This is a genomic window from Aureimonas altamirensis, assembly GCF_023702225.1.
In the GTDB taxonomy this organism is placed as follows: domain Bacteria; phylum Pseudomonadota; class Alphaproteobacteria; order Rhizobiales; family Rhizobiaceae; genus Aureimonas; species Aureimonas altamirensis_B.
Genome location: NZ_JAMQCO010000003.1, coordinates 447272 through 473015, shown reverse-complemented (window position 1 = coordinate 473015; position 25744 = coordinate 447272). Strand labels below are relative to the sequence as shown.

27 protein-coding genes and 1 pseudogene are annotated in these 25744 nt (G+C 64.9%); 15 read left to right on the top strand and 13 right to left on the bottom strand.

Annotated features, from left to right (window positions below; all coding sequences use genetic code 11):
• Positions 1-14: 14 nt before the first annotated feature.
• The 4 genes from NDN16_RS07470 to NDN16_RS07455 form a co-directional block, all read right to left on the bottom strand.
• Entirely contained in the window at positions 15-725 is a 711-nt protein-coding gene (locus NDN16_RS07470; RefSeq protein WP_251112973.1) for a DUF1428 domain-containing protein, read from the bottom strand.
• 176 nt (positions 726-901) lie between these two features.
• The gene (locus tag NDN16_RS07465; protein WP_251112972.1) at positions 902-1456 is read right to left on the bottom strand and encodes an AAA family ATPase; all 555 of its coding nucleotides are present in this window, start codon (positions 1454-1456) and stop codon (positions 902-904) included.
• Entirely contained in the window at positions 1453-2325 is an 873-nt protein-coding gene (locus tag NDN16_RS07460; RefSeq protein ID WP_251112971.1) for an alpha/beta hydrolase, read from the bottom strand. Before NDN16_RS07460 ends, NDN16_RS07465 begins: the two co-directional genes overlap by 4 nt.
• A gap of 146 nt (positions 2326-2471) precedes the next feature.
• On the bottom strand, positions 2472-3380 hold the full coding sequence (locus tag NDN16_RS07455; protein WP_251112970.1) for a LysR family transcriptional regulator: 909 nt from the start codon (positions 3378-3380) through the stop codon (positions 2472-2474).
• A 100-nt stretch (positions 3381-3480) separates the two neighbouring features.
• Here NDN16_RS07455 and NDN16_RS07450 point away from each other — a divergent pair, with 100 nt between their 5' ends.
• The 8 genes and pseudogenes from NDN16_RS07450 (at position 3481) to NDN16_RS07410 (ending at position 11543) form a co-directional block, all read left to right on the top strand.
• The gene (locus NDN16_RS07450; RefSeq protein ID WP_251112969.1) at positions 3481-4203 is read left to right on the top strand and encodes an SDR family oxidoreductase; all 723 of its coding nucleotides are present in this window, start codon (positions 3481-3483) and stop codon (positions 4201-4203) included.
• 16 nt (positions 4204-4219) lie between these two features.
• Entirely contained in the window at positions 4220-4735 is a 516-nt protein-coding gene (locus tag NDN16_RS07445; protein ID WP_251112968.1) for a nuclear transport factor 2 family protein, read from the top strand.
• A gap of 124 nt (positions 4736-4859) precedes the next feature.
• The gene (locus NDN16_RS07440) at positions 4860-5603 is read left to right on the top strand and encodes a GntR family transcriptional regulator (protein ID WP_251112967.1); all 744 of its coding nucleotides are present in this window, start codon (positions 4860-4862) and stop codon (positions 5601-5603) included.
• A gap of 151 nt (positions 5604-5754) precedes the next feature.
• Entirely contained in the window at positions 5755-6537 is a 783-nt protein-coding gene (locus NDN16_RS07435; RefSeq protein ID WP_251112966.1) for a transporter substrate-binding domain-containing protein, read from the top strand.
• Between the two features lie 69 nt (positions 6538-6606).
• Positions 6607-7281: an amino acid ABC transporter permease gene (locus tag NDN16_RS07430; RefSeq protein ID WP_251112965.1), complete on the top strand. Its 675-nt coding sequence runs from the start codon at positions 6607-6609 to the stop codon at positions 7279-7281.
• 19 nt (positions 7282-7300) lie between these two features.
• Positions 7301-8518: a cysteine desulfurase-like protein gene (locus NDN16_RS07425; protein ID WP_251112964.1), complete on the top strand. Its 1218-nt coding sequence runs from the start codon at positions 7301-7303 to the stop codon at positions 8516-8518.
• Positions 8515-9963 (top strand): annotated as a pseudogene (hydA, locus tag NDN16_RS07415) (dihydropyrimidinase). The gene NDN16_RS07425 and the pseudogene hydA overlap by 4 nt, the downstream one beginning before the upstream one ends.
• Positions 9964-10007: 44 nt before the next feature.
• Positions 10008-11543 (top strand): cryptochrome/photolyase family protein, encoded by a 1536-nt coding sequence (locus tag NDN16_RS07410; protein WP_251112963.1) that lies wholly within the window; start codon positions 10008-10010, stop codon positions 11541-11543.
• Here the strand turns inward: NDN16_RS07410 and NDN16_RS07405 are convergent.
• Positions 11537-12136 (bottom strand): TetR/AcrR family transcriptional regulator, encoded by a 600-nt coding sequence (locus tag NDN16_RS07405; protein ID WP_251112962.1) that lies wholly within the window; start codon positions 12134-12136, stop codon positions 11537-11539. The two genes, NDN16_RS07410 and NDN16_RS07405, sit on opposite strands and share 7 nt — an antisense overlap.
• A 125-nt stretch (positions 12137-12261) precedes the next feature.
• Between NDN16_RS07405 and NDN16_RS07400 the strand changes: the two genes are divergently transcribed.
• Positions 12262-12657, top strand: coding sequence for a RidA family protein (locus NDN16_RS07400; RefSeq protein ID WP_251112961.1), 396 nt, complete (start codon positions 12262-12264; stop codon positions 12655-12657).
• Positions 12658-12660: 3 nt separating this feature from the next.
• Here NDN16_RS07400 and NDN16_RS07395 read toward each other — a convergent pair whose 3' ends face one another.
• Together NDN16_RS07395 and NDN16_RS07390 are read right to left on the bottom strand one after the other, a co-directional pair.
• Positions 12661-12981 carry a hypothetical protein gene (locus NDN16_RS07395; RefSeq protein ID WP_251112960.1) on the bottom strand — a complete coding sequence of 107 codons (321 nt, stop codon included), beginning with the start codon at positions 12979-12981 and terminating at the stop codon, positions 12661-12663.
• 145 nt (positions 12982-13126) lie between these two features.
• Positions 13127-13840, bottom strand: coding sequence for a DUF2927 domain-containing protein (locus tag NDN16_RS07390; RefSeq protein WP_251112959.1), 714 nt, complete (start codon positions 13838-13840; stop codon positions 13127-13129).
• Between the two features lie 183 nt (positions 13841-14023).
• Between NDN16_RS07390 and NDN16_RS07385 the strand changes: the two genes are divergently transcribed.
• The gene (locus tag NDN16_RS07385) at positions 14024-14680 is read left to right on the top strand and encodes a DNA-3-methyladenine glycosylase I (protein ID WP_251112958.1); all 657 of its coding nucleotides are present in this window, start codon (positions 14024-14026) and stop codon (positions 14678-14680) included.
• On the opposite strand, the gene NDN16_RS07380 is transcribed toward NDN16_RS07385, so the two are convergent.
• On the bottom strand, positions 14637-15587 hold the full coding sequence (locus tag NDN16_RS07380) for an NAD-dependent epimerase/dehydratase family protein (protein WP_251112957.1): 951 nt from the start codon (positions 15585-15587) through the stop codon (positions 14637-14639). The two genes, NDN16_RS07385 and NDN16_RS07380, sit on opposite strands and share 44 nt — an antisense overlap.
• Positions 15588-15852: 265 nt before the next feature.
• Between NDN16_RS07380 and NDN16_RS07375 the strand changes: the two genes are divergently transcribed.
• The 5 genes from NDN16_RS07375 to hisG all read left to right on the top strand — a co-directional run bounded on the left by NDN16_RS07375 (position 15853) and on the right by hisG (position 20085).
• The gene (locus tag NDN16_RS07375; RefSeq protein WP_251112956.1) at positions 15853-16311 is read left to right on the top strand and encodes a MerR family transcriptional regulator; all 459 of its coding nucleotides are present in this window, start codon (positions 15853-15855) and stop codon (positions 16309-16311) included.
• A 7-nt stretch (positions 16312-16318) separates the two neighbouring features.
• Entirely contained in the window at positions 16319-16615 is a 297-nt protein-coding gene (locus tag NDN16_RS07370; RefSeq protein WP_251112955.1) for an I78 family peptidase inhibitor, read from the top strand.
• Positions 16616-16736: 121 nt separating this feature from the next.
• Positions 16737-18260 (top strand): histidine--tRNA ligase, encoded by a 1524-nt coding sequence (hisS, locus tag NDN16_RS07365; protein WP_251112954.1) that lies wholly within the window; start codon positions 16737-16739, stop codon positions 18258-18260.
• On the top strand, positions 18257-19393 hold the full coding sequence (locus NDN16_RS07360; RefSeq protein ID WP_251112953.1) for an ATP phosphoribosyltransferase regulatory subunit: 1137 nt from the start codon (positions 18257-18259) through the stop codon (positions 19391-19393). Before hisS ends, NDN16_RS07360 begins: the two co-directional genes overlap by 4 nt.
• A complete protein-coding gene (gene hisG / locus NDN16_RS07355; RefSeq protein WP_251112952.1) occupies positions 19390-20085 on the top strand; it encodes an ATP phosphoribosyltransferase in 696 nt (231 codons plus the stop codon). The genes NDN16_RS07360 and hisG overlap by 4 nt, the downstream gene beginning before the upstream one ends.
• A 1029-nt stretch (positions 20086-21114) precedes the next feature.
• On the opposite strand, the gene NDN16_RS07350 is transcribed toward hisG, so the two are convergent.
• The 5 genes from NDN16_RS07350 to groES form a co-directional block, all read right to left on the bottom strand.
• Positions 21115-21570, bottom strand: coding sequence for a DoxX family protein (locus tag NDN16_RS07350; RefSeq protein WP_353050201.1), 456 nt, complete (start codon positions 21568-21570; stop codon positions 21115-21117).
• A 58-nt stretch (positions 21571-21628) separates the two neighbouring features.
• The gene (fumC, locus tag NDN16_RS07345) at positions 21629-23023 is read right to left on the bottom strand and encodes a class II fumarate hydratase (protein ID WP_251112951.1); all 1395 of its coding nucleotides are present in this window, start codon (positions 23021-23023) and stop codon (positions 21629-21631) included.
• A gap of 169 nt (positions 23024-23192) precedes the next feature.
• Entirely contained in the window at positions 23193-23378 is a 186-nt protein-coding gene (locus NDN16_RS07340) for a CsbD family protein (protein ID WP_251112950.1), read from the bottom strand.
• A gap of 169 nt (positions 23379-23547) precedes the next feature.
• Positions 23548-25182 (bottom strand): chaperonin GroEL, encoded by a 1635-nt coding sequence (groL, locus tag NDN16_RS07335; RefSeq protein ID WP_251112949.1) that lies wholly within the window; start codon positions 25180-25182, stop codon positions 23548-23550.
• Between the two features lie 73 nt (positions 25183-25255).
• Positions 25256-25552: a co-chaperone GroES gene (gene groES, locus NDN16_RS07330; RefSeq protein WP_039188743.1), complete on the bottom strand. Its 297-nt coding sequence runs from the start codon at positions 25550-25552 to the stop codon at positions 25256-25258.
• Between the last annotated feature and the right edge of the window lie 192 nt (positions 25553-25744).

Here is a 25744-nt window from a genome sequence, read left to right as displayed (position 1 = left end):
TGCAGCGAAGCGCCTTAGCGGCTGACGACCTCGAAGCCGCCATAGATCACGCGCTTGCCGTCGAAGGGCATGGGGTTGTCGTCGCCGCTGTTCTCCATCTCGTCGGAGACGGCCTTCATCCCGTTGTCGCGGGTGGCCTTGTCGGGCCACTCGATCCACGAAAAGCACACGGTCTCGTCGGGCTTCACCTGCACGGCGCGCTGGAAGTCCGTCACCTTGCCGGCCGGCACGTCCACGCCCCAGCACTCGACATGGCGTGTCGCGCCGTTTTTCAGGAACATCGGCGCGGCGAAGCGGCAATGATCGACGAATTCCTGCCTGCGGGAGGTCGGCACGGCGAGCACGAAGCCGTCGACATAGCCGAAGTCGCCGCCCGGCCCTTCGTCCACAACGGGGTCGAAGCCGCCGAAGATCATCCGCTTGCCGTCGAAGGCCATGTCGGACATGTCCATGCGCGGGTCTTCCATCATCTTCGCCTCGCCGGCATCGCGCGTCGCCTTGTCGGGCCATTCGATCCAGCCGAAGCCGACGAGTTCGCCGTCCCGCGTGTCCACGGAGCGGTGGAAGTCCGTCAGCTTGCCATGGGGCACGTCGTCACCGACGGCATCCACCACCGATCGGGCGCCGAACTCCCGAAAGAACGGGGCGGCCTGGCGCGCCTGCTCGATGAAGCGTTCGCGCTTGCCCGCCATGACGGGGAGCACGCATCCGACGATATAAGGCATGGTCGTTTCCTCTTATGGTTTCGGCATGTCGTTGATGTGAATGATGTTGCCGTCCGGATGGCGGCTCTCTCTCGCCGCCGGTGTCTACCGATGAATTTTAAGTTGATATCAACACAAATTGCGCCTGTCAATCCGGGCGGCGGCTGTACCGCAGGCCGGGGCCTGCGTTCCGGTGGCTAACGCGAAAGGCAGGCCAGCACGAAGTCCGCGCGGTCGGCGATCCCGGTTTTCGGCAGGACGATCGTTTCGTAGCGAAGGTCGCCGCAAGCGGCGAGGAGACGATCATATTCGTCGGTGGCCTCGGTCAGTCCATGCCGACGCTCCGGGTCGCTTACGTAGATCTCGGGCCAGGGCGGCGTCAGGAAGACCCGGGAATGATAGCGCCCATGATCGGCAAGGGTCTGCCTTGCCGGATGCCCGGTCGCATGCTCCAGCGCCACGGCGGCATCGATGAGCCCACGGTCGAAGAAGACAGGGCCGGGCAGATGCGCGGCGGCCTTCCGGTCCGCTGCCGCCAACGCCAGCGCCCGCCTGGCGAAGGCGGCGAGGTTCACCCATGGCAGCGCCGCCCCGTCGCCCTGCAATTCCTGCTCCACGATCCGGCGGCCGGGTTCCGCGACGGTGGCGAAGCCCCGTTCCGCCAGTTCCGTCAAGAGGCTGGATTTGCCGCCGCCCGAACAGCCGGAAAGGACGACATGCGGGCCAGGCATCGGGTTCGGACATCGCTTCATACATGATCCCGCAGAAACGCCACGACCGTCTCGCGGATCGCCCGATCCCCGACGGGGAGCGCGGTAACCAACGAGGAGATCGGGCCTATATGGTCGACGCCATCGAACATGCGCAGCGCCACCACGCCGCCGGACCGCCCGATGGCCTGCGCCATGGAGGCCGAGTTCTCGGGATCGACCGTCCTGTCGGCCGTGCCGTGGATCAGCAGCGTCGGAGGCCCGCCGCCATCTGCAAACTCGACGGGCTGGCTGCGGCCGCGCAGCGACGGCGGGAAGATGCGCTTGTAGCGCTCGTCCGTCAACGGCAGGAAATCGTAGGGGCCAGCCAGTCCTACGAAGGCGAACAGGTCCGTCCGCGAAGAGCCGGCGGCAGCCAGATAGCGTTCGTCGAAGGCCAGCAGCGCGGCGATCTGCGCGCCGGCCGAGTGGCCCATCAGCGCCATGGGGCGCCGCCCCGCAGGCATGCCGCCGGTACCGGTGCGCGCCGCGTCCTCGATGGCGGCGAAGGCCATGGCCGCATCTTCGACGAAGGCGGGAAAGGTCACCTGCGGATAGAGCCTGTATTCCGGAATGGCGACGATGAACCCTTCCGCCGTCAGGGCCTGTCCGACGAAGCGGTAGATATCCTTCGAGCCCGTGTCCCACGACCCGCCATGGATGAACACGACCAGCGGCGTCGTCGGGGTTGCGTCGTCCGGCACATAGAGATCGTAGGTCTGGCGCGGATCCGGCCCGTAGGCGATATCCGCCGAAACGCCATATCCGGCCCGGCTGGTTACGAGATCGACGATCTGGCTGGCGCAACCGGTCAGGAACATTGCGAGCCCGGCGGCAAGCGACGCGGGGCGGAAGCGACGCGCAAGGCTCATGGATCGAGGGTCCGGTCGAATGGGCCCGGCATGACGTATCCCATCGCAGCGCTCCGTGGAAATCGCGGCATAGCCGCCGCCGGCCCGGCTGGAACTGGCGTAGCGCCGCCACTTGTCAAACGGCCCTGCGCGCCGACGCGGGCGCTCTATCGCGCGGAAGCCGTGTCCGGCGCCTCCCGCCGTACATGGGCGATCAGCGCGCGCAGTTTGGGCGCCATGTTCCGGCGCTGCGGAAAATAGAGGAAGAAGCCGGGGAAGGGTGGCAGGAACGCTTCCAGGAGGGGCACCAGCTCGCCCCGGTCGACATGCGGTTGCAACGTATCCATGGGCGCGAAGGTGATGCCGCCGCCGGCCAGAGCCGTTCGCAGCATCAGGCGCAGATCGTTCGTCGTCAGCTGCGGCTCCACCTGCACGTCGAAGCCTCTGCCGTTCTCCTCGAATTCCCATCTGTGCGGCGCCACGTTGGGCGCGCGGCGCCAGCCGATGCACCGGTGCCGCACAAGATCCCGCGGGTGCCGCGGCTTCCCATGGGCGGCCAGGTAGGCTGGGGCTGCCACGGCGATCTCCCGCTGTTCTCCGCCCAGCGGCACGGCGATCATGTCCTGCTCGATCACCTCTCCCAGCCTTACCCCCGCATCGTATCCGGCCGCCACGATGTCGAATTCCTCGTCGCTGACCGTCACGTCCAGCGTCACGCCGGGGTTTTCCTTCATGAATGAAGCGATCTGCGAGCCGGACAGGAACCGCTCGGCGATGGAGGTCGCCGCGATGCGGAGAAGGCCGCGCGGCGCGTCTTCGTCGGCGATGGCGTCCAGCGCGGTGTCGATTTCCGCAACCGGGCCGGCCAGCGCATCGAGCAGCCTTTCTCCGGCTTCCGTCAGCCGGACCGAGCGTGTCGTGCGCAGCACGAGCGCAACGCCGAAAGCGTCCTCCAGGCGTCGTATGCCCTGGCTGACCGCCGATCGCGTCACGCCGAGCCGGTCGGCCGCGGCACGGAAATTGTGTTCCTCGGCCACCGCCAGGAACAGGGGAAGGAGATTGAGGTCTATCCGCATTGTCCAGCACTGCTAACCAGCCAGTCGAGGAATGGCAGGATACCGGCGACAGGACGGCGCGTCCATCTTGGCCTCGCAGACATTGCGGAAAGGCAAGAGCATGAACAAGACCATCCTCATTACCGGCGCGTCCGGCGGCATCGGCGAGGGCCTGGCGCGGGAGTTCGCAGGCGCCGGCGCCCGCGTATTGCTCGGCGCCCGGCGCCTGGATCGTATAGGGCAGATCGCCAGCGATATCCGCGCGGCGGGCGGCGTGGCGGAGGCGCGCACCCTCGACGTCACGGAGCGCGACGGCATGAAGGCCTTCGTGCAAGCGGCGCTCGACCTTTGGGGCGGCGTGGACGTGATGGTCAACAACGCCGGCATCATGCCCCTGTCGCCGATGGCCGCCCTCAAGGAAGACGAGTGGGACCGGATGGTCGACGTGAACATCAAGGGCGTCCTGTGGGGCATCGGTGCGGTGCTGCCGGCGATGAAGGCGCAGGGACATGGCCATATCGTCAACATCGCTTCCATAGGAGCCCTGTCCGTTGTGCCCACGGCCGCCGTATACTGCGCGACCAAGTTTGCCGTTCGGGCCATTTCGGACGGGCTCAGGCAGGAAAGCCCGGACATCCGCGTGACATGCGTGAACCCCGGTGTGGTGGAAAGCGACCTCGCATCCACGATCACGCACGAAGAGACGATGGCGGTGATGGGGCAATACCGTGCCGTCGCCTTGAAGCCCGCCGACATCGCCAGCGCCCTGCGCCACGTGATCGAAGCGCCCGCCCATGTCGACACTACCGAAATCACCATCCGCCCGACCGCGTCGGCGAATTGACGAGAAGGATTGCATCATGGCCCTGTCCCATCACCTGGCAAGCACGCGCTCCCATGGCCGCAAACTCATCCTGGCCCTGGCCGCGATCATGACCATCGGTGTTGCGCACGCCGGCACGGGCGGCGAGGAGAGCCGCAACGCGGAACTTGTGCGCGCGGCGTTCACGGCGTGGGAACGCGGCGAGGGGGCGGTCTTCGATCTGCTCGCGCCCGATATCGCATGGACGATCCACGGATCCGGCCCGGTAGCGGGGACATATCATGGCGTGGACGCGTTCCTGGAGCGCGCGTCGGCGCCGCTCGTCAACCGGCTTGCGACCCCGCTCGTGCCGCGCGTGCACCATATCTGGGCCGATGGGGAACGGGTGATCGTGCGCTTCGATGCATCGGCCACGACGACATCCGGCGCACCGTACGAAAACCGGTTCGTCTGGATATTCAGGCTTGAGGACGGCGCGGTCGTCGAGGCGGAGGCCTTCCTGGATCTCGTCGCATACCAGCAGGTGGTCGAGAACAACGAACCTGCAAACTGATTGCACGCAATACGATAGTTGATCTGCATGCGATACGAAGCGGTCTGCGGCTTTGAATTTCCGGGTGGCCAACTGCTATGAGTGGGGCGACGCAACGCTTCTACGAAAAGCCGAACCAGAACCCATGGATGCTTCCAACCGCGCCCTCATCATTTGCCGTGCCATACGCCGCGCCATCCTGGAGCAGGCCCTGGCGCCAGGCGACAAACTGCCCGAGGACACCTTGGGCGAGCGTTTCGGCGTCAGCCGCACCATCGCGCGGCATGCGCTGGGGCAACTGGCCTCGGAGGGGCTGGTGGAGTTGCGGCGCAACCGCATCGCCATCGTTGCGACCCCTTCCTTCGACGAGGCACGGGACGAGTTCGACATCCGGCGCGAACTGGAGCGGCTGGTCATCCGGGCCTTGTGCGGCAACCTTTCGGACCATCAGGTCGAGGCCTTGAAAGCCCATGTCCGCGAGGAAGAGAAGGCGCACGGCGGACCGGATGCGAATTCGATCCGCCTCGCCACCGAGTTCCATGTGATGCTGGCCGACATGACGGGTAAGCCGACGCTCATGCGGTACGTCCGCGAGATCGCCTACAGGTCCAGCCTCTCGCTGGCCACGTTCGGGCGTCCGCACTCTTCGGAATGCGCCATCTCGGAGCATCGCGCCATCATCGATGCGCTCGTCGAGGGCGACCCGGACACAGCCGCTTCCCTCATGGCGCATCATCTGGACGAGGTCGCATCGCGCGCTTTCCTGAAGACGCCCCAGTCCCGCGGCAGCCTTATGGATCTGCTGGGGCCGTATGCCGAGGCCGAGAAGGCCGCATCGACTGCGCGCAAGAGGCGTCGCAAGGATCAGGATGCGGAGGAATCCTCTTGAGATAATGGAATTACCGCTTGGCGATTCCACAAACTGGTCGTACAGATTGCTTTATAAAGTGCATGCAATTTTAGTGCACGATTGTTGAGCATTCCTGTGCCCAAGACTTAGGCGGATGCTCGGCGTCGTTCCTCTCACGCAAGGAGCCGTCATGATCCGCAAGACAATCACCGCATTCGCGCTCGTCGCCGCCATCGCCTCGCCCGCCTTCGCAAAGACGCTGACGGTCGGCGCCAATGTCGGCAACGTGCCCTGGGAGTTCCAGAACGAGCAGTCCGAGATCGTCGGCTTCGAGGTGGAGCTGGTGCAGGAAGTCGCCACGCGCCTCGGCTACGACGAGGTGAAGATCGAGAACATTCCGTTCAACGGCCTGTTCTCGGCCGTGCAGTCCGGCCGCATCGACGCCGCCATCTCGTCCATCACCATCACGGACAAGCGGCTGGAGTCGGTGTCCTTCGCCCAGCCGTATTACGATAGTGATCAATCGCTTTCGGTGCTGGAAGCATCGGGCATAACGGGCCTTGCGGGGCTTTCGGGCAAGGCCGTCGGCGTCGATACGGGCTCGACCGGCGACATGTGGGCGACAGCTCACCAGGCCGAGTACGGCATTTCGGAAATCCGCCGCTTCGAGGGGCTTTCTCCGGCGATGCTGGATCTCGCGGCGGGCCGCATCGACGGCTACATCTCCGACATTCCGGCCGTGGAATATTACATCAAGGACAAGCCGCAATATGCGGTCGTCGAACGAATCCGTACCGGCGAACAATATTCCATGATGTTCGCCAAGGATTCGCCGCTTGCGGCCGAGGCCACCAGGGCGATCGGCGAACTGAAGGCCGATGGCTTCATGGCGAAGCTGCACGAGAAGTGGTTCGGCTCCGCCCCCGATGCTTCCACGTCCACGGTCACGAATGCCGAGATGCCGAAGCTCTGACGCAGTTCCCGATCCCGTAGCCGGAGGCGCAAGACGCTTCCGGCATTCCTGGCAAACGGAAACCCATCGATGGATCTGGTCAGCACCTTCTTCAACATCGACGTCCTGATCCGGTATTTTCCGCTGCTTCTGCAGGGTCTTGGCCGCACGGTGCTGCTGGGGCTCCTGTCCATCGCGTTCGGCCTCGTCGGCGGGCTCTTGCTGGCGCTGGTGCGCCTGTATGCGATCCGGCCATTCCGTATCTTTGCCATCGCCTATATCGACGTCTTCCGCGCGCTGCCGGTCCTGGTGTGGCTGGTGATCGTCTATTATGCGCTGCCTTTCGTCGGCATCCGCTTTTCGCCCTTCGTGGCGGCCTGCTTCGCGCTGGCGACGGTCTCCAGCGCCTATGCCGCAGAAATTTTCCGCGCCGGAATCGAGGCTGTGCCGCGTGGCCAGTTCGAGGCGGCCGATGCGCTGGGCCTGCACGCCTATCGCCGGATGCGCCACGTGGTGCTGCCGCAGGCGATCCGCGTCGTGATCCCGCCGCTGACCAACAATTCCATCAACGTCATGAAGGATACGGCGCTGGCCTCCGTCGTCGCGTTGCCGGACCTCCTGAAACAGGCGACGCAGGCGCAGGCCCTCGCCGCCAATCCGACGCCGCTCATCGGCGCGGCCATCCTCTACCTCGTCATCCTCCTGCCCATGGTGCGCCTGGTCGCCAGATACGAGCGGCGCAGCGCGAGGCAGGGGCGACACTGACAGAAAGCCAGGAACCCGAATGTCCCTCGACATCGATTTCGTCCGCGCGCAGTTTCCCGCCCTGTCGGGCGAATGGGCGTTCATGGACAATGCCGGCGGCAGCCAGGTGCTGCGCCGCGTCGCCGACCGCGTGTCCGACTATCTCCTCACCTCGAATGTCCAGACGGGCGCGAGCTACGCGCCGAGCAGGCTGTCCACGGAGCGCGTTTCGCAGACGCGCGAGGCCTTCGCGCGCTTCATGAACTGCGATCCCGGCGAGATCGTCGAGGGGCCCAACACCACGATCCTCTTGCGCTTCCTGTCCGAGGCGATGACGGGCCGGCTGCGGCCGGGCGACGAGATCATCCTGACCAATGTCGATCACGAGGCCAATATCGGCCCCTGGCTCAAGCACCAGGAGCGGGGCGTCGACATCAAATGGTGGCGCTGCGACCCGGAGACCTTCGAGCTGGACCTTGAGACGTTGAAGGGGTTGATGAGCGAACGCACGCGTCTGGTCTGCGTCACGCATGCCTCCAACATCCTGGGCACGATCAACCCGATCGCCGAAATCGCCGACATCGTCCACGGCGCCGGCGCCGAACTCGTGGTCGATGCCGTCGCCTATGCGCCGCACCGGGCCATCGACATGCAGGCCCTGAAGGCAGACTACTACGTCTTCAGCGTCTACAAGGTCTTCGGCCCGCACCATGCCGTGATGTACGGCCGGCGCGACCGGCTGGAGGCCCTCGACAACATCTACCACTACTTCTTCGACAAGAGCCGCGTGCCGCACAAGCTGGAGCCCGGCAACATCAACTATGAATGCGCCTGGGGCGCCATGGGCGCGGTGGACTACGTGGAGGAACTCGGGCGCATGGCGGGCGCCGACGGCCGTCGGGGCGCGGTCGAAGCCGGCTTCGCCGCGATCGCCGAGCAGGAGCGCGTGCTGACCGGACGGTTGATGGATTATCTGGTTTCGCGCAACTCGGTGCGCGTCATCGGAAGGACGTCCACGGCGATCGGGGACCGCGTCTCCACCGTTTCCTTCACCGTCGGTTCGGAAAGCTCGAAACGCATAGTCGATGCGGTCGACGCCGCGCGCATCGGCATCCGCCACGGCGACTTCTATGCGCGCCGCATCGTGGAAGAGCATGGCCTGACGGCGCGGGACGGCGTCGTGCGCGTATCCATGGTCCACTACAATACGGTGGACGAGGTCGACCGGCTGATCGCCGCTCTGGAGCCGCAGCTATGACGCTGGATCTCGTCATCCGAAACGGCATTGTGGCGACCGCGTCCGATGTCTTCCGCGCCGATATCGGCGTGCGCGACGGCCGCATTGCGCTGATCGGGGAGGGGCTCGGCCCCGCGCGAGAGGAGATCGACGCCGGCGGACGCTACGTCCTGCCCGGCGGCATCGACAGCCATGTCCACATCGCCCAGCCCTCGGGAGACGGCGTCGTGATGGCCGACGATTTTGAAAGCGGCACCCTGTCGGCGCTGTTCGGCGGCAATACCACGGTGCTGCCCTTCTGCCTGCAGCAGAAAGGCCAGTCGCTGCGCGCGGCCCTGACGACCTATCATGCGTTGGCGGAAGGGCGGTGCTATACGGATGTCTCCTTTCATCTGATCGTGTCCGACCCGACCGCGTCCGTGCTGGGCCAGGAACTGCCGGCCCTGGTGGCCGATGGCTACACGTCCTTCAAGGTCTTCATGACCTATGAGGGGCTGCGGCTCAACGATGCGGAAATCCTCGCCACGATGGACGTCGCGCGCCGCACCGGCGCGCTGGTGATGGTCCACTGCGAGAACGAGGATGCGATCCGCTACCTGATCGGCCGGCACGAGGCCGAGGGCGATGTCGCGCCGCGCGCCCATGCCGCGACGCGGCCGGTGGCGGTGGAGCGGGAAGCGACCCACCGCGCCCTGTCATTGGCAGAGATCACCGAGGTTCCGGTGGTCATCGTCCATGTGTCGAATGGCCCGGCCATGGAGGAGATCGCGCGGGCACGGGCGCGGGGCCTCATGGTGGTGGGCGAAACCTGTCCGCAATATCTGATGCTGACGGCCGACGATCTCGATGGCATGGATTGGGAAGGGGCCAAGTTCGTGTGCTCGCCGCCGCCGCGCGACCGCTAAAGCCAGGAGGCCTGTTGGCGCGGCATAGAGGCGGGGATATTCGATCTGTTTTCCTCCGATCACTGCCCGTTTCGCTACGACGACCCGATGGGCAAGCTCAACCCCAGGGGCCGGGCCAGCTTCCGCCATATTCCCAACGGGATTCCGGGCGTCGAGACCCGGTTGCCGATCCTGTTCTCCGAAGGCGTCATGAAGGGGCGGATCGATCTTCCGCGCTTCGTGGCGCTGACATCCACCAACCATGCCAAAACCTATGGGCTGACGGGAAAGGGAAGCATCGCCGTCGGCATGGATGCCGATATGGCGATCTGGAATCCGGACGAGGTCCGCACGATCCGTCACGCCGATCTGCATGATGGGGCGGATTACACGCCCTATGAGGGCATCGAGGTGCGGGGCTGGCCGACGACGGTCGTTCTCGGCGGGAAGGTGATGGTGCGCGACGGATATCTTGCCGGTGCGATGGGCGCGGGCCGCTACGTAGCGCGCGGGCTGTCGGCGCTCGCGGGCGGGGTGGAGCGTCGCAGGGCCCTTGCGGCAGCCGCCATGCACGACATCTAGCCCGCTCACGCCCCTGCCGGGGCCTCGATAGAGCGGTATCGCGAATGGCCCGTCTTCGCCTCGTTCTCGGCGATCAACTCAGCCGCAGCCTGTCCAGTCTCGCCGACCTGGAAGACGGCGATGTGGTGCTTATGGCCGAATTGGCCGACGAGGCGACCTATGTTCGCCACCACCAGCGCAAGATCGCCTTCCTGTTCTCGGCGATGCGGCATTTCGCGGCGGACCTCTCCGCCGAAGGCGTGCACGTGGATTACATGGCCCTGGACGCCGAGGGCAACAGCGGCAGCTTCGGCGGAGAAGTCGCACGCGCGCTTTCCCGTCACGCGGTGGACGGCATCGTCGTGACGGAATCCGGCGAATGGCGCGTCCAGCAGATGCTGGAAAGCTGGGAAGACGCCTTCGGCCTGCCGGTCGACATCCGGTCCGACCACCGGTTCCTGTGCCCGCTTGCCGACTTCTCAGGGATGTCCGGTGGCGGCGGGCCGCTGCTGATGGAGACCTTCTATCGCGCGATGCGCCGCCATACCAGCTACCTCATGGACGGGGACCGCCCCGTCGGGGGACGTTGGAACTTCGATGCCGAAAACCGCGAACCGTTGCCCCCGGACACGGCGCTGCCCGAAAGGCCGGCCTACCCGCCCGATACGCGGACGGATGCCGTGCTTTCGCTCGTGCGCGAGCGGTTCGGCAATCATTTCGGCCGGCTCGACGACTTCGACTATCCGGTCACGCGACGGCAGGCGCAGGGCTATCTGCGCTGGTTCATCGCCGAAGCGCTGCCCTGGTTCGGAACCTACCAGGACGCGATGGTGCAGGGGCAGCCGCTGCTGTTCCATTCGCATCTTTCGGCCCTTCTCAATTGCGGCCTGCTGCTGCCGCGCGAATGCTGCGAGGCCGCCATCGCAGCATTCGAGAGTGGTATGGCGCCGCTCAACGCCGTGGAAGGCTTCGTGCGGCAGATCATAGGCTGGCGTGAATTCATCCGTGGTATCTACTGGCGCGAGATGCCCGGCTACGATAACCGCAACAGCCTACGGGCGAAGCGTCCCTTGCCCGATTTCTTCTGGACCGGCGAAACCGAAATGAACTGCATGGCGCAGTGCATCGGCGAAACGCGGGACAACGCCTATGCCCACCACATTCAGCGGCTCATGGTGATCGGCAATTTCTGCCTTCTGGCCGGGCTCGACCCCAGACAGGTGCAGGAATGGTATCTCGTGGTCTACCATGATGCCTACGAATGGGTGGAGATGCCGAACGTGGTGGGCATGATCCTGCATGCCGATGACGGCCTTTTCGCCACCAAACCCTATGCCGCCTCGGGAAACTACATCAACCGCATGTCGGATTACTGCGGGAATTGCCGTTACGACGTGAAGCAGCGCACCGGCGAGGACGCCTGCCCGTTCAACTATCTCTACTGGGACTTCATGGCGCGCAACGCTGCGGCCTTTCGCGGCAACCGGCGCATGGCGCGCACCTTTTCCGCGCTGGAGAGCATGGACAGGGCGAAGGTCGCAGCCATGCGCCAGGACGCGACGATCTTTCTGGACGCGATGCCCGTCTCGGGCGGCTACTGACCGCGTCCGTTCAACAACCCCCCGGCCATCAGCCTGAAAGCCGCGACGGCCCTCGGCAGCGTTTCGGGCGGCGTTTCGCTTGCCGCTACCCAAAGCGCCGCGTTCATGGCCGCGCCGTTCAACAGGCGCGCGGCAGCCTCCACATCGACAGGCCGCATCGTGCCGTCCGCGACCAGCCGCGCAACGGTTTGTCGCGTTACGTCCAGACAGGCGCTCTGGCTCGGCCATTGCGAAGGATCGCCCAGGAAGGCGGGCCCATCCAGCAGGACGATACGGCGGATTTCCGGGTCCAGCGCCATGGCGACGTAGGCGGCGCCTTCGGCCATGAGGCCATCCCACAGCGATCCGGCCGCTGCGCCCGCCTCCTGGGCCCGTGCCGCCATCTCCCCATCGACCTCTGCGACGACGGCCGCCAGCAGCCCCTTCTTGTCGCCGAAATTATGGTAGAGCGCACCCCGCGTCAGGCCGGCAGACGCGGTGAGTTCGTCCATCGACGCGGCCGCGAAACCCTGCTCGGCGAAAGCCTTCCGCGCCGCGGCCAGAAGCTTCCGCCTGTTTTCTTCCATCGTGTCGACACGCCGCCGGAACGTCATCCTCGCAACTCCGATATTCACATACACATCGTATGCGGTTGACATACGGTGCGTATGTTCCGATATTCGACATACGCCATGTATCTGAAAATAGTGGCTATCCGCAACCGATGAAAGAGCCTTCCATGACACGAGAAACCGTTTACCCCGCCAGGCCCAACCCCCTGAACGAACAGCATGCCTATTCCCCCGCCGTCCGGCACGGCGATCTTCTGTTCGTCGCAGGCCAGGTCGGCGTTCGTCCGGACGGCACGCCCGAGCCGGATTTCGAGGCGCAGGTGCGTCTGGCCTTCGAGAACCTGAAGGCCGTGCTCGAGGCCGCCGGCTGCACCTTCGACGATATACTGGACGTGACGAGCTATCACACCGACCCGGAAAGGCAGTTCGAGACGATCCTGCCCATCAAGTCGGCCTATTTCCCCGACAAGCCCTATCCGACCTGGTCCGCCTTCGGCGTGACCTGGCTGGCAGGCTTCGACTTCGAATTGAAGGTCATCGCGCGTATACCGACGCGGAATTGAGGGTCAGTCCTTGGTGATGACGGCGGGCAGCGGGCCACCGCGCCCGTCGTCGTAGCTGCCCACGGGGCGTGTCACGCCGTCCGTGCCCAGGACGCCGATGGGCACGCCCTCGCGCAGGATAGCCCGCCCGGCGCGATAGGGCGTCACGAGGCGCGGGCGCGTATAGCCGGGAAACACGCCGCTGCCCGGCGACAGTTGCAAGGTGCGCTCGCTGGCGACCCTGTCCGGCAGCACAAGCCTCTGGCGTTCGCCGGCATGGGCGAGCGCGCCGCCGGAAAGGGCGGCCAGCATCAGGGCCAGTCTGGCGGGCGTGGCGAGGCGCATGCGCCAAGCTTGACAGTAAATGGTAGCCGGGAGATGAACGAATTCAGAGCATCGGACCGAAAAGTGGAATCCGGTTTTCGGATAATCCGATGCTCCATCTATAATCTAGAGCGACCTCTGTGCGTCCGATTGGACGCATGCCACTTTAGCGCGTACCGCGCCGGGCCTCGCGCGCTAGTATCGGCAGCAGCGGCCGCGCCGCCTGAAGGTTCGTGCCGGGGCGCAGGCGCGGATCGTACAGCATCGTCATCATGATGCGGTCGTAGCGTGTCAGTACGCTGTGCGTCGACGTGTCGTTGAAGACGCTGTAGGGCGCGTCCGGATTATCGTCCAGGGGGCCCAGCCCCTGCAGGATTTCCTCGATCAGGCAGCGCTGGAAAAGACGCTCGCCCCCATCGGAAACGATGACGGCCTCCGATCGTTCGATGCCGCGCCGCCCATAGCTGGCGCGGACGATGCAGTTTCCGGGTACCTGCATGAAGGGGTTGCGATGCACCCTGCGCGCGGTGGCCACGTAATCCTGCCGGTCGACCACATGGACGACGAAATCGGTGCGTTCCGCACCCTGCGCCATGCGGGTTTCCAGACCCGGGATCTCGCGTCCGATCCGGCTTATGAACGCCTCGACCTCCGCGCGCCGGTCCACGCTCGCATGATTTTCCACGCGGAAGCGCACGGGCCCGGCGAACTTCTTGACGAAACCGGCGTCGCTGAAGCGACCGGGGATCTCGGCGTTGAAGACGATGCGTTCGAAGCCGGCGATGATCTCGGCATCGTCCGGCAGGTCCGCCGCCTTCGAACTGGTGGGCGGGGTCAGGATCGCGGCGACGAGGGCAAGTGCCCATAGAAGAAGTTTCATGAAAGCGGTGCCCCCATGGCGTGCCCAAGCGGTACGCCATGCAACGACTTCTGGCGTATACGGGGCACCCGCCGCAACTGCCTGCGCGCGTACGTGAAGCGACGGATGGCGATGCGTTGCGCAAATGCCGCGTTGCACAGAGGGTGCGTTTCCACGGCCGGTACGTCGCAGTATCATCCAATCATGACCGACGACGATTCGACCGCACTTCCGGACGGGCTGACCCTGTCAGCCGATGGCAAGGCCCGCTGTTTCTGGCAGGCCGGTTCGCCGGAGTACGAAACCTACCATGATCGTGAGTGGGGCCGCCCCGTTGCCGGCGACACAGCCCTCTATGAAAAACTGTGCCTTGAGGGGTTCCAGGCCGGCCTTTCGTGGATCACCGTTCTGCGCAAGCGCGACGCCTTCCGCGAATTGTTCGAGGGGTTCGACGTGGAGCGCGTGGCGGCCTTCACGCCCGCCGACGTCGACCGTATCGTACAGGATCCGCGCATCATCCGGCATCGCGGCAAGATCGAGGCGACGATCTCCAATGCACGCGCGGTGATCCGCCTTCGACAGGACGAGGGCAAGTCGTTCGCGGCTTTTCTCTGGGCATTCGAGCCGCCGGCATCGGACAGGCCGTCCGTCATGACGCTGGGCTGGCTTCGCAGCAATGCCGTCACGCCCGCCTCGAAGGCGATGTCGACGGCCCTGCGCAAGCGGGGCTTCAACTTCGTCGGGCCGACGACGTGCTACGCCTTCATGCAGTCGATGGGTTTCGTGAACGACCATATCGAAGGATGCACTTGCCGCGCTATTTGCGAGGAAAAGCGGAGCGCGTTCTCACGTCCGCGCTGATGGCGGCCAGGCCCTCCGCGAACGAAGTGACGACGAAATCCGGAAACCGGATCTTGAATTTGTCCGACACGAAGATGTTGTCGGTCGCGTAGCGCGGCAGAAGCTCTTCGGCGTCCCGCACCGCAGGGCTGAACAGGCCCGCCAGTCGCAACTGCCAGCGCCTGAGCACACGGTAGCGGGGCGTGGTTCCCAATTGCTCCGCCGCCAGGCGGACGAAGTCACGATAGGTCGGCCGATCATCGTCGCACGGCAGATGCCAGGTCTGGCCGTAGGCGTCGGGCGTGTTGCCCAGGCGCGACATCGCGCGGCTGGCGTCCGGCGTGTAGATGAGGGTGCGCAGGGTGTCGTCGCGGAGGAAAACCCTGGCTGTCCTGCCTTGCGCCAACGGTTCGATGATCGTGCTGTTGGTAATGCTTTGCGTCCTGCCGGGTCCGTAGAACTCCGGAGCGCGACAGATCATGGCCGAGACGCGCCGCTGCTCCATTGCCGCAAGCAGATTTCGGGCGATCGTTGCGCGAACGCGTCCTTTTTCGCCATTGGGCCGGAATTCGGTGTCTTCCGTCTGCGGCGCGGCGGTCTGCGGATACATGTAGGTGTTGTCGAAGAATACCAGCCTGGCGCCGTTGGCGGCGCAGGCGTCGATCACGTTTCTCATGATGACGGGCCATTGCTCGACCCACAGCCTCGTATCCATCGGCAGGCCGGCAGTGAGATAGACGATCTCGGAGCCTTCGACTGCACGTCGCGTCTCTCCTGCGTCGAGCAGGTTCGCCCTGTGAAGCTCGTCGCTCTCGTTCACCTTTCCGGGGTTCCGGCTGACGAGGCGGATGTCGTCGGTGAAGTCGCGTTTGAGATGGACGGCCAGTTCCCGCCCGATCTGCCCGGAGGCGCCAAGAATTGTCTGCATGCGATATAGCTTTCGGCGATGGGGTGCCTCTTCGGCCCGCTGCGGGGAGCAGGCCGAAGAGGTGACTGCGGATAGAGGCGCCTTTAGCCCCGCGCCCCTTGCGGCCCCCAATCCTTGTAGAAGATTTCGACGCCGTCTTTCGTAGTAACGTAAGCCATGGGTCTCTCCTCGGAATTTCCGACCGGAAACGGATTGCCATGAAGCAGTGTGCCCGACCGGACACCGTCAAGCTTGACCGAAACCCGAGCATAACCTTAAAGTTCTGTTGAAGGTCAACGGGACGGAAATGCAGGTGAGGATTGGGGAGCTTTCGGAACGCACAGGCCTGAACCCTTCGAGGATACGTTTTTACGAGGCCGCCGGCCTGATCGGTACCGTCGAGCGCCGTCCCAACGGGTACCGCCGCTATGCACCCGAAGCCGTCGCGACCCTGGCGATAATCGTCAGCGCGCAGCGTGCCGGCTTTTCTCTGGACCAGATCCGCCATCTGATGCCGGCGGGCTTGCACTGGCGGCACGACGAACTGTTGGCGACGCTGAAGGAAAAGGTGGCCGAGATCGGCGCCATGCAAGAGCAGTTGGCACGGAACAAGGCGCAACTCGTTGCCGTCATCGAGGGTATCGAGAACCGGCCCGAAGGAATCGCCTGTTCGGATAACAAGACGCGCGTTCTCGACCTGATGCGCGGAGAGGGTGCCTTGCAGCACCGACGGAAAAAGGATTGATCCTCTTATGAACAGGAAACGGGTGAACGCCCTTACGCTTGCTTTCGCCGCTGCTTCCCTTGCCGCCTGCCAGGCAGGCACGGGCATGGACGGCGTGGCGCAGGGAGCCTGCCGGGCCGACGCAGCCGAGGCGCTGGTCGGGATGGACAGGCTGACGGACGCGCGGGCCGCGCAAGAGACCGGCGCCACCATCATCCGCCAGATCGTGCCGGGCCAGGGCGTTACCATGGACTATCGTCAGGAACGGGTGACGATCGAGACCGACCCACGATCCGGCAGGATCGTTCGGGCAACCTGCGGATAGGCGTGGGGGGGGGGGACGGCAAGGCCTGCAACCGGCGGGGCGCTTCTTGTGCTGGCAGGTTCGATCCATTAGACCCCGGCTTGTCAGTCCGCACCGACTTGTATTCCGAGGCCCAAGACCGATGTCCGCCAAGCAGAACCGGGTGAAGGCGCGCCAGCCGCGCGGCTTCGTCGACCGCAGCGCCAGCGACCTGCGTGCGCAGGACGCGATGCTCGCCACGATCCGCGACGTCTATGAGCGTTATGGGTTCGAGCCGGTCGAGACTCCATTCTTCGAATATACGGATGCGCTGGGCAAGTTCCTGCCGGATAGCGACCGGCCGAACGAAGGCGTCTTTTCCCTGCAGGACGACGACGAGGAGTGGCTCTCGCTCCGCTACGACCTGACCGCCCCCCTGGCCCGCTACGTGGCCGAGAATTTCGAAGACCTGCCCAAGCCATATCGCAGCTATCGCGCCGGCTACGTGTTCCGGAACGAGAAGGCCGGGCCGGGCCGGTTCCGCCAGTTCATGCAGTTCGATGCCGACATCGTCGGCGCTCCGTCGGTATCGGCCGATGCGGAAATGGCGATGATGATGTCCGACACGATGGAGGCGCTGGGCATCGCGCGCGGCCAGTATGTGATCCGGGTCAACAATCGCAAGGTCCTGGACGGCATCCTCGACGCCATCGGCCTCGGCGGCGACGGAGCCCGTCGGTTGACCGTGCTGCGCGCGCTCGACAAGTTCGACAAGTTCGGGGTGGATGGCGTACGCCAGCTGCTGGGGGCCGGCCGGCTCGACGATGGCGGCGGCAAGGGCGATTTCACCAAGGGCGCAGAGCTGGATGCGGCGGCGATCGAACGCGTCCTGTCGATCTTCTCGTTCGCGGACGCGGGCGGCGCGGCGCGCATCGGGGGTGTCCGGGAAGCCTTCGGCGACAATGGCCGCGTCGTTGAGGGGCTCGACGAGCTCGAAACCATCCGGTCGCTTGCCGAGGCCGCGGGCTATGGCGACGACCGGGTGTCCGTCGACCCCTCGGTCGTGCGCGGCCTCGAATATTATACAGGGCCCGTATTCGAGGCGGAGCTCCTGTTCGACGTCACCAACGATAAGGGCCAGAAGGTCCAGTTCGGATCGGTTGGCGGCGGTGGCCGCTATGACGGGCTCGTCGCCCGCTTCATGAGCCAGCCCGTTCCGGCGACGGGTTTCTCCATCGGTGTTTCCCGTCTCATGACGGCCCTGAAGAACCTCGACCGCCTGGCTGTAGCCGAGCGTCCCGGGCCGGTCGTCGTGACGGTGATGGACCGCGACCGGATGGCGGACTACCAGCGCCTGGCCGGCATGCTGCGCGCCGGGCTTAATAGCCCCGGCCGCCCCGTCGTGCCGGTAGAGGTGTTCCAGGGCAATCCGAAGCAGTTCGGCAAGCAGTTGCAATATGCCGACCGTCGCTCCGCCCCCCTCGCGATCATCCAGGGCGGTGACGAGAAAGCGGCCGGGGTCGTGCAGGTCAAGGATCTCATCGAGGGCAAGCGCCTGTCCGCGGAGATCGAGGACAACGCCACCTGGCGGTCCGCCCGGCCGGCGCAGGTGACCGTGCCCGAGGCCGAGTTGGTGGAAGCCGTCCGCCGCATGCTGGCCGAGCAGGCAGCGGATCGCGGGGAATGAGCGCGGCCATCGCAGCACTGGAGCGGTCGCTGCCGGCCCAGTTCGTGCAGCGTGGCGCCGTGATGATGGATGTGCCGATCCTGCAGCCCTCCGACCCGTATCTGGATACGGCCGGCGAAGCGTTGCGTCGGCGCATTTTCCTGACCAAGGGCGAGGACGGGCGCGGACTTTGCCTTCGCCCCGACTTCACGATTCCCGTCTGCCTCGCGCATATCGCGCAAGGGGCGGGCCTGCCGCGCCGCTATGCCTATTGCGGAACGATCTTCCGGCAGAGCGGCGACGGACCGTCGGAGTATCCGCAAGCCGGCATAGAGGATCTCGGCGATGCCGACCGAGCCGTCGCCGATGGACGTACGATCGCCGACGCCCTCGGCGTGCTTGCGGATTGCGGCATCGACCTGCGGATCGTGGAAACCACGGTCGGGGATCAAGCCCTGTTCGAACAGTTCCTGGCGTCGCTCGGCCTGCCGTCCGGTTGGCAGCGCCGCCTCATCCGCACCTTCGGGCATGACGCTTTGCTGCGGCAGGCGCTGGAATCGCTTGCCACCGGCGGTGGCCGCGCCTCCGTCGACAATCTGGCTCCGGATCTCTATGAGCTGGCGCTTGCCCGCGATGTCGCAAGGCTTTCCGACAATATCCGGGACAGGATGGAAGAGGGCGGCCTGCCCCTGCACAGGGGGCGCACCCCGACCGAGATCGCCGGACGACTGATCGAAAAGGTCGCCGTTGCGGAAACCCGGCTGGACCGCACCGTTCTAGAGCGCCTGCGCGCCTTTCTGTCCATCGACTGTCCGCTGGATCGCAGTGTCGATGCGCTGGAAATGCTCTGCCGCGAAAGCGGCACCGATCTCGGACACTCTCTCGACGCCTTCAAGGCGCGCGGCCAGGCGCTGGCGCGCGCTGGCGTGGACCTGGCAGCGTTACGCTATCGCGCGGCATTCGGACGGGCATTGGATTACTATACCGGAATGGTTTTCGAGATATCCGTCGAAGTACAGGATGGGCCGCTGGTCGGCGGTGGCCGGTATGACAGGCTGGTTTCCTACCTCGGGGCGCGGGAAACGATCCCGGCCGTGGGCTTTGCCTTGTGGCCGGGCCGGATGGCAACGGTCGGATCGGGAGCGCCGGCATGAGCGTCACCCTCGCCATTCCGTCCAAGGGGCGGCTCAAGGACCTGACGATCGAGGCACTGGCGGCCAGGCGGATATTCGTCCGGCCAAGCGAGGACGCACGATCCTACCGCACGCGTGTGGAGGGATGTGACGGATTGGAGGTCATTCTCCTTTCTGCATCCGAGATCGCCCGTGAATTGCGTGACGGGGCAATCCGCTTCGGTGTGACGGGGGAAGACCTGTTGCGCGAGACGCTGCCCGATTTCGGCGATCGCCTGTCCATCGTATCCCGGCTCGGCTTCGGCCATGCCGACGTGGTGGTTGCCGTTCCGGACAGCTGGGTAGACGTGTCCACCATGGAAGACCTGAACGACGTGGCCGGGGGCTTCCGTGCGGCGCACGGTCATCGAATGAGGATCGCAACGAAGTACTGGCGTCTGACGCAGAGCTTCTTCACCCGCAATCACGGCATCCAGACCTACCGGATCGTCGAGAGCCTGGGGGCGACGGAAGGGGCTCCGGCAGCCGGCTCGGCGGATATCATCGTGGACATCACCTCGACTGGCTCGACCTTGACGGCCAACCGGCTGCGCGTCTTGTCCGATGGGCTCATTCTTTCCTCGCAGGCCTGCCTGGCCCAAGCCAGGGCGGCTGACGTGACGGAGAGCGAGCAGGGGATCGTCGACGACGTGCTTGCACGCTTCGGCGAGTGATACGCCCTCTGGTTGGTTGAAGTAAACTTGGTGAGGCCTTATGATGAAGGAGTGAGGCCGGGTGCGCTAACACCCGACCCCGTTTCGCTAGACGATCGAGAAGTAAACCCGGAGCCGGATACGCCAGCCGCTCCGGGTTTTCTCTATTTCAAGCGTGATCATCACCGGCAGACGCCACATGAGTACCACTCCTGTTCGAGGGCAAGCCTTTTGCCACAGCCGCGGCGGCTCATCCTCCGCGGTCGACATCGGGCTGGCGCGGTGTCTGCTGCTACGCCCTCGAACAGGCTGCTTATACGGCGCTGCCTTGCAACCGGTCCAACAATGTCCGGTTGGTTTCATACGACTGTTGGTTGGTTGATCGGCTGCCGGATCAGGATTATGTTTGAGGAGTGAGGCCGGGTGCGCGAACACCCGACCTCGTTTCACTTACTCAAAAGTGTCGAGACCCGGAGCCGGAATTTCCAGCCGCTCCGGGTCTTTCTTATGAGCAGTGTGATCGTCAATGGCAGAACCATCGCTTCTCACTCCTGTTCGAGGGCAAGCCTTTTGCCACAGCCGCGGCGGCTCATCCTCCGCGGTCGACATCGGGCTGGCGCGGTGTCTGCTGCTACGCCCTCGAACAGGCTGCTTATACGGCGCTGCCTTGCAACCGGTCCAACAATGTCCGGTTGGTTTCATACGACTGTTGATTGGTTGATCGGCTGCCGGATCAGGATTATGTTCGAGGAGTGAGGCCGGGTGCGCGAACACCCGACCTCGTTTCACTCAATGATACCAGAACTGTACCCGGAGTTTGGCCTGCCAGCCGCTCCGGGTTTTCTGTATCACCAGCGTGATCGTCAATGGCAGAACCATCGCTTCTCACTCCTGTTCGAGGGCAAGCCTGCTGCCACAGCCGCGGCGGCTCATCCTCTGCGGTCGACATCGGGCTGGCGCGGTGTCTGCTGCTACGCCCTCGAACAGGCCGCGTATAGACGCGCCCCGGCGAGCGCGTCCAACAACGCCCGATTGCGATCCGCTGTCGTGCTAGCTGGCGAGCCGGTCTCTGTCCTTGTCGATGGCCGGCGCGTACGCGCCGAAGGTGGCGAGATACAGGAAGCCGCCGGCCAGCGCGAAATTCTTCAGGATGGCGCTGGAATCGCCCCAATGGCCGATAAAGGCGGTAACGACACAGAAGGCGGCCAGCAACCAGGCCGCGATGCGCGTCTGGAAGCCGACGATGACCAGCAGGCCGAACACCAGTTCGAACAAGCCGACGACATAAGCCATGGCCAACGGCGCCGGCACGCCGAGGCTGCCGAGATAGCCTGCAAAGCCTGCCGCGCCCATGAGCTTGCCGAACCCGGCCGGCACGAAAAGCAGGCCCAGCAGAATGCGTCCGATCAACAATACGGTGGTGTTCATGCGGCTGTCCCCCTTGGCCCGCAACAAGGCGTCAAGGTGCAGCAACAGGCGGGCGACGTAAAGTGCTTGATCGCTCAAGCGATGTCGCCGGCCAGGACGTACGGGGAGGGGGGGCGCGAGGCACCCCCCTCGAAGATCACTCGCCCGGACGCGTCATGGCTGCGGGATCGACGATCCGGTCGTATTCCTCCGCCGTTACGTGGCCGGAGGCGATCGCCTCCTCCCGCAGTGTCGTACCCTTCTTGTGCGCCGTCTTGGCGATACCGGCGGCATTGTCGTAGCCGATGGTCGGGGCGAGCGCCGTTACCAGCATCAGGCTTTGCTCCATCAAGGCCTTGATGCGGTCCGTGTTGGCCTTGATGCCGTCCACGCAATGCTCGCGGAAGGAATCCATGCCATCGGCCAGAAGCCGGATCGAGGATAGGACGGCGTTGGCGATCACCGGCTTGAAGACGTTCAACTCGAAATGGCCCTGGCTGGACGCCACGGTGACTGTCGTCTCATGGCCGAAAACCTCGGTTGCGACCATGGTCAAGGCCTCGGCCTGCGTCGGGTTGACCTTGCCGGGCATGATGGACGAGCCGGGCTCGTTTTCGGGCAACGACAATTCGCCCAGGCCGGAGCGCGGCCCCGATCCCAGGAAGCGGATATCGTTGGCGATCTTGAACAGGTCCGTCGCCAGGGCGTTGAGTGCGCCGTGGAAGAAGGCGAGCGCGCCGTGCGATGCCAGCGCCTCGAACTTGTTGTCGGCGGTGCGGAACGGCAGTCCGGTCAGGCGCGAGATTTCCGCCGCGATCTTGACGTCGAAGCCGACCGGCGAGTTCAGGCCCGTGCCGACGGCCGTGCCGCCCTGCGCCAGGGCGTGAACGCCGTCCAGCGCCTGCTCGACGCGGCGGCGCGACAGCGAAAGGGCGGCGGCATAGCCGGAAAATTCCTGTCCCAGCGTGATCGGCGTCGCGTCCTGGGTGTGCGTGCGGCCGATCTTGATGATGTCGGCGAACTCCTTCGCCTTCCTGTCGAGGGCATCGTGCAGCGCATCGATGGCCGGCAGGATGCGGTTCGTCGCCTCGACCACCACGGCGACATGCATCGCCGTCGGGAAGACGTCGTTGGAGGACTGGCCCATATTGACGTGGTCGTTGGGATGAACCGGCTTCTTCGAACCCAGCTCCCCGCCCATCATCTCGATGGCGCGGTTGGAGATGACTTCGTTGACGTTCATGTTCGTCTGCGTACCGGAGCCGGTCTGGTAGACGACGAGGGGGAAATGATCGTCCAGTTTGCCGGAGATGACTTCGTCGGCAGCCTTGACGATGGCGTCGGCAAGATTTCCGTCGAGCTTGCCCATGTCGGCATTGACGCGCGCCGCCGCCTTCTTGACGGTCGCAAGCGCGTGAATGAGCGGCAGGGGCTGACGGTCGGTGCCGATCCGGAAATTGTTCAGGGAGCGTTCCGTCTGGGCACCCCAGTAGCGATCGGTCGCTACCTCGATGGCTCCTATGGAATCGGTCTCGCGCCGCGTCTTCGTCATTACCCTTGGCTCCCGAAGGTTTATCAGATTTGTGGGACGGGTATGCGCCATGACGTCACGCTAGTCGAGGCGCGATTGCTGCGTTGCGGCGGTAAAATCGTTTGAAGGCGTGCCAACGAAAAAAGCCGCCGCGCAGATGCGCGACGGCTTTTCGGGTATCGAGGCAGGGTCAGTTGCCGGTCTGGTCCTTCACGGCATCCTTGACCTTGCCATAATTCTTCTGGGTCTTGCCTTCGGCCTGATCAGCGAGGCCCTCGGCCTGAAGGCGATCATTGCCGACGACCTTGCCCGCGGCTTCCTTGACCTTGCCGGCCACTTCCTTGGCGCCGCCCTTGACTTCGTTCTTGTCGACCATCTGTCACTCCTGTTTCCTTCCGGCGGAGCGCCGGTGTTCGGGTAGGAAACGGCGGAGCTGGAAAGCCGTTCCCGCGGCCGGATTACAAATTGGTCATCTCGCATGTGATCGGCATAAAAAAAGGGCCCGGCGAACCGGACCCTCTTCGTGCTTTGGCGGGAGCCTGGACTTAGAAGTCCATGCCGCCCATGCCGCCGCCCGGCATCGCGGGCATGGCCGGCTTGTCCTTCGGCAACTCGGCCACGAGCGCCTCGGTCGTCACCAGCAGGCCGGCGACGGACGCCGCATCCTGAAGGGCCGTGCGAACGACCTTGGTCGGGTCGATGATGCCGGCCTGTACCAGGTCAACATAGGTCTCGGTGTAGGCGTCGAAGCCGAAGGCTCCATCCTGCTCGAGAACCTTGTTGATCACGACCGAGCCTTCGACACCGGCGTTCTCGGCGATCTGGCGTGCCGGAGCCTCGAGGGCGCGGAGCACGATCTTGATGCCGGCCTTGATGTCCGGGTTGGCGTCGCTGAGAGCCTCGACGGCCTTCTTGGCGCGCAGGAGGGCCGTACCACCACCGGGGACGATGCCCTCCTCGACGGCGGCGCGGGTGGCGTTGAGCGCGTCGTCGACACGGTCCTTGCGCTCCTTGACCTCGACTTCCGTCGCACCGCCGACGCGGATGACGGCGACGCCGCCGGCCAGCTTGGCAAGGCGCTCCTGGAGCTTCTCGCGGTCGTAGTCCGAGGTGGTCTCCTCGATCTGCGCCTTGATCTGCGCGACGCGGGCCTGGATCTCGTCCTTGGTGCCGGCGCCGTCGACGATCGTGGTGTTCTCCTTGGTGATCTGCACCTTCTCGGCGGTGCCGAGCATGTCCAGCGTCACGTTCTCGAGCTTGATGCCGAGATCTTCGGAGATGACCTGGCCACCGGTCAGGATGGCGATGTCTTCCAGCATGGCCTTGCGGCGGTCACCGAAGCCGGGAGCCTTGACGGCCGCGATCTTGAGGCCACCACGCAGCTTGTTGACGACCAGCGTGGCCAGGGCCTCGCCCTCGACGTCCTCGGCGACGATGAGCAGCGGACGCGACGACTGCACGACCGACTCCAGCACCGGCAGCATGGCCTGCAGGTTGGAGAGCTTCTTCTCGTGGATGAGGATGTACGGCTTGTCGAGCTCGGCGACCATCTTTTCGGCGTTGGTCACGAAGTAGGGCGACAGGTAGCCGCGGTCGAACTGCATGCCTTCGACGGTCTCGAGCTCGAACTCGAGCGCCTTCGACTCCTCGACGGTGATGACGCCCTCGTTGCCGACCTTCTGCATCGCCTCGGCGATCTTCTCGCCGACGATCTTGTCGCCATTGGCGGAAATCGTGCCGACCTGGGCGACTTCGGCCGAGGTGGAGATCTTCTTGGAGCGGGACTTCAGGTCCTCGACAGCCGCCGCGACGGCCAAGTCGATGCCGCGCTTCAGGTCCATCGGGTTGATGCCGGCGGCAACGGCCTTGGCGCCTTCCTTGACGATGGACTGTGCGAGGACCGTGGCGGTCGTCGTGCCGTCACCGGCCTTGTCGTTGGTCTTGGACGCGACTTCGCGGACGAGCTGGGCGCCGAGATTCTCGAACTTGTCCTCGAGCTCGATTTCCTTGGCCACCGACACGCCGTCCTTGGTGATGCGCGGAGCACCGAAGGACTTCTCGATGACTACGTTGCGGCCCTTGGGGCCGAGCGTCACCTTGACCGCGTTGGCGAGAATGTCGACGCCGCGCAGGAGCTTGTCGCGCGCATCGCCGGAGAACTTTACTTCTTTGGCTGCCATTGTCTCTCTCTCCTCGGCGCGCCTTCAAGGCCGCGCCGTTTCAGATTGTCAGGAAAATGCGATGCCGGAAGGGTCAGCCGACGATCCCGAGGATGTCGGATTCCTTCATGATGAGCAGGTCTTCGCCGCCGATCTTGATCTCGGTGCCCGACCACTTGCCGAACAGGACGCGGTCGCCGGCCTTGACGTCCAGCGCAACGACCTTGCCCGCTTCGTCGCGCGCGCCGGCGCCGACGGCGATGACTTCGCCTTCTTGCGGCTTTTCCTTGGCCGAGTCGGGGATGATGATGCCACCGGCGGTCTTGTTCTCTGACTCCACGCGGCGCACGACGACGCGGTCATGCAGAGGACGGAAGTTCACGTTAGCCATATCGTCGAACCTTCACTTTAATGGGGCGGGCCGAAACCCTTCGGCATTCCGGCCCGGATGGATTGGCACTCCCCACTGGCGAGTGCTAACGGCGACGAGATAGGTGCGGCCCGGCTCGATTGTCAAGGAATGGGGAGCGGCCTGGCCCAAGAATTTTTCGCCATCGTCCGTGCTGCACTGCCGCAACATCGG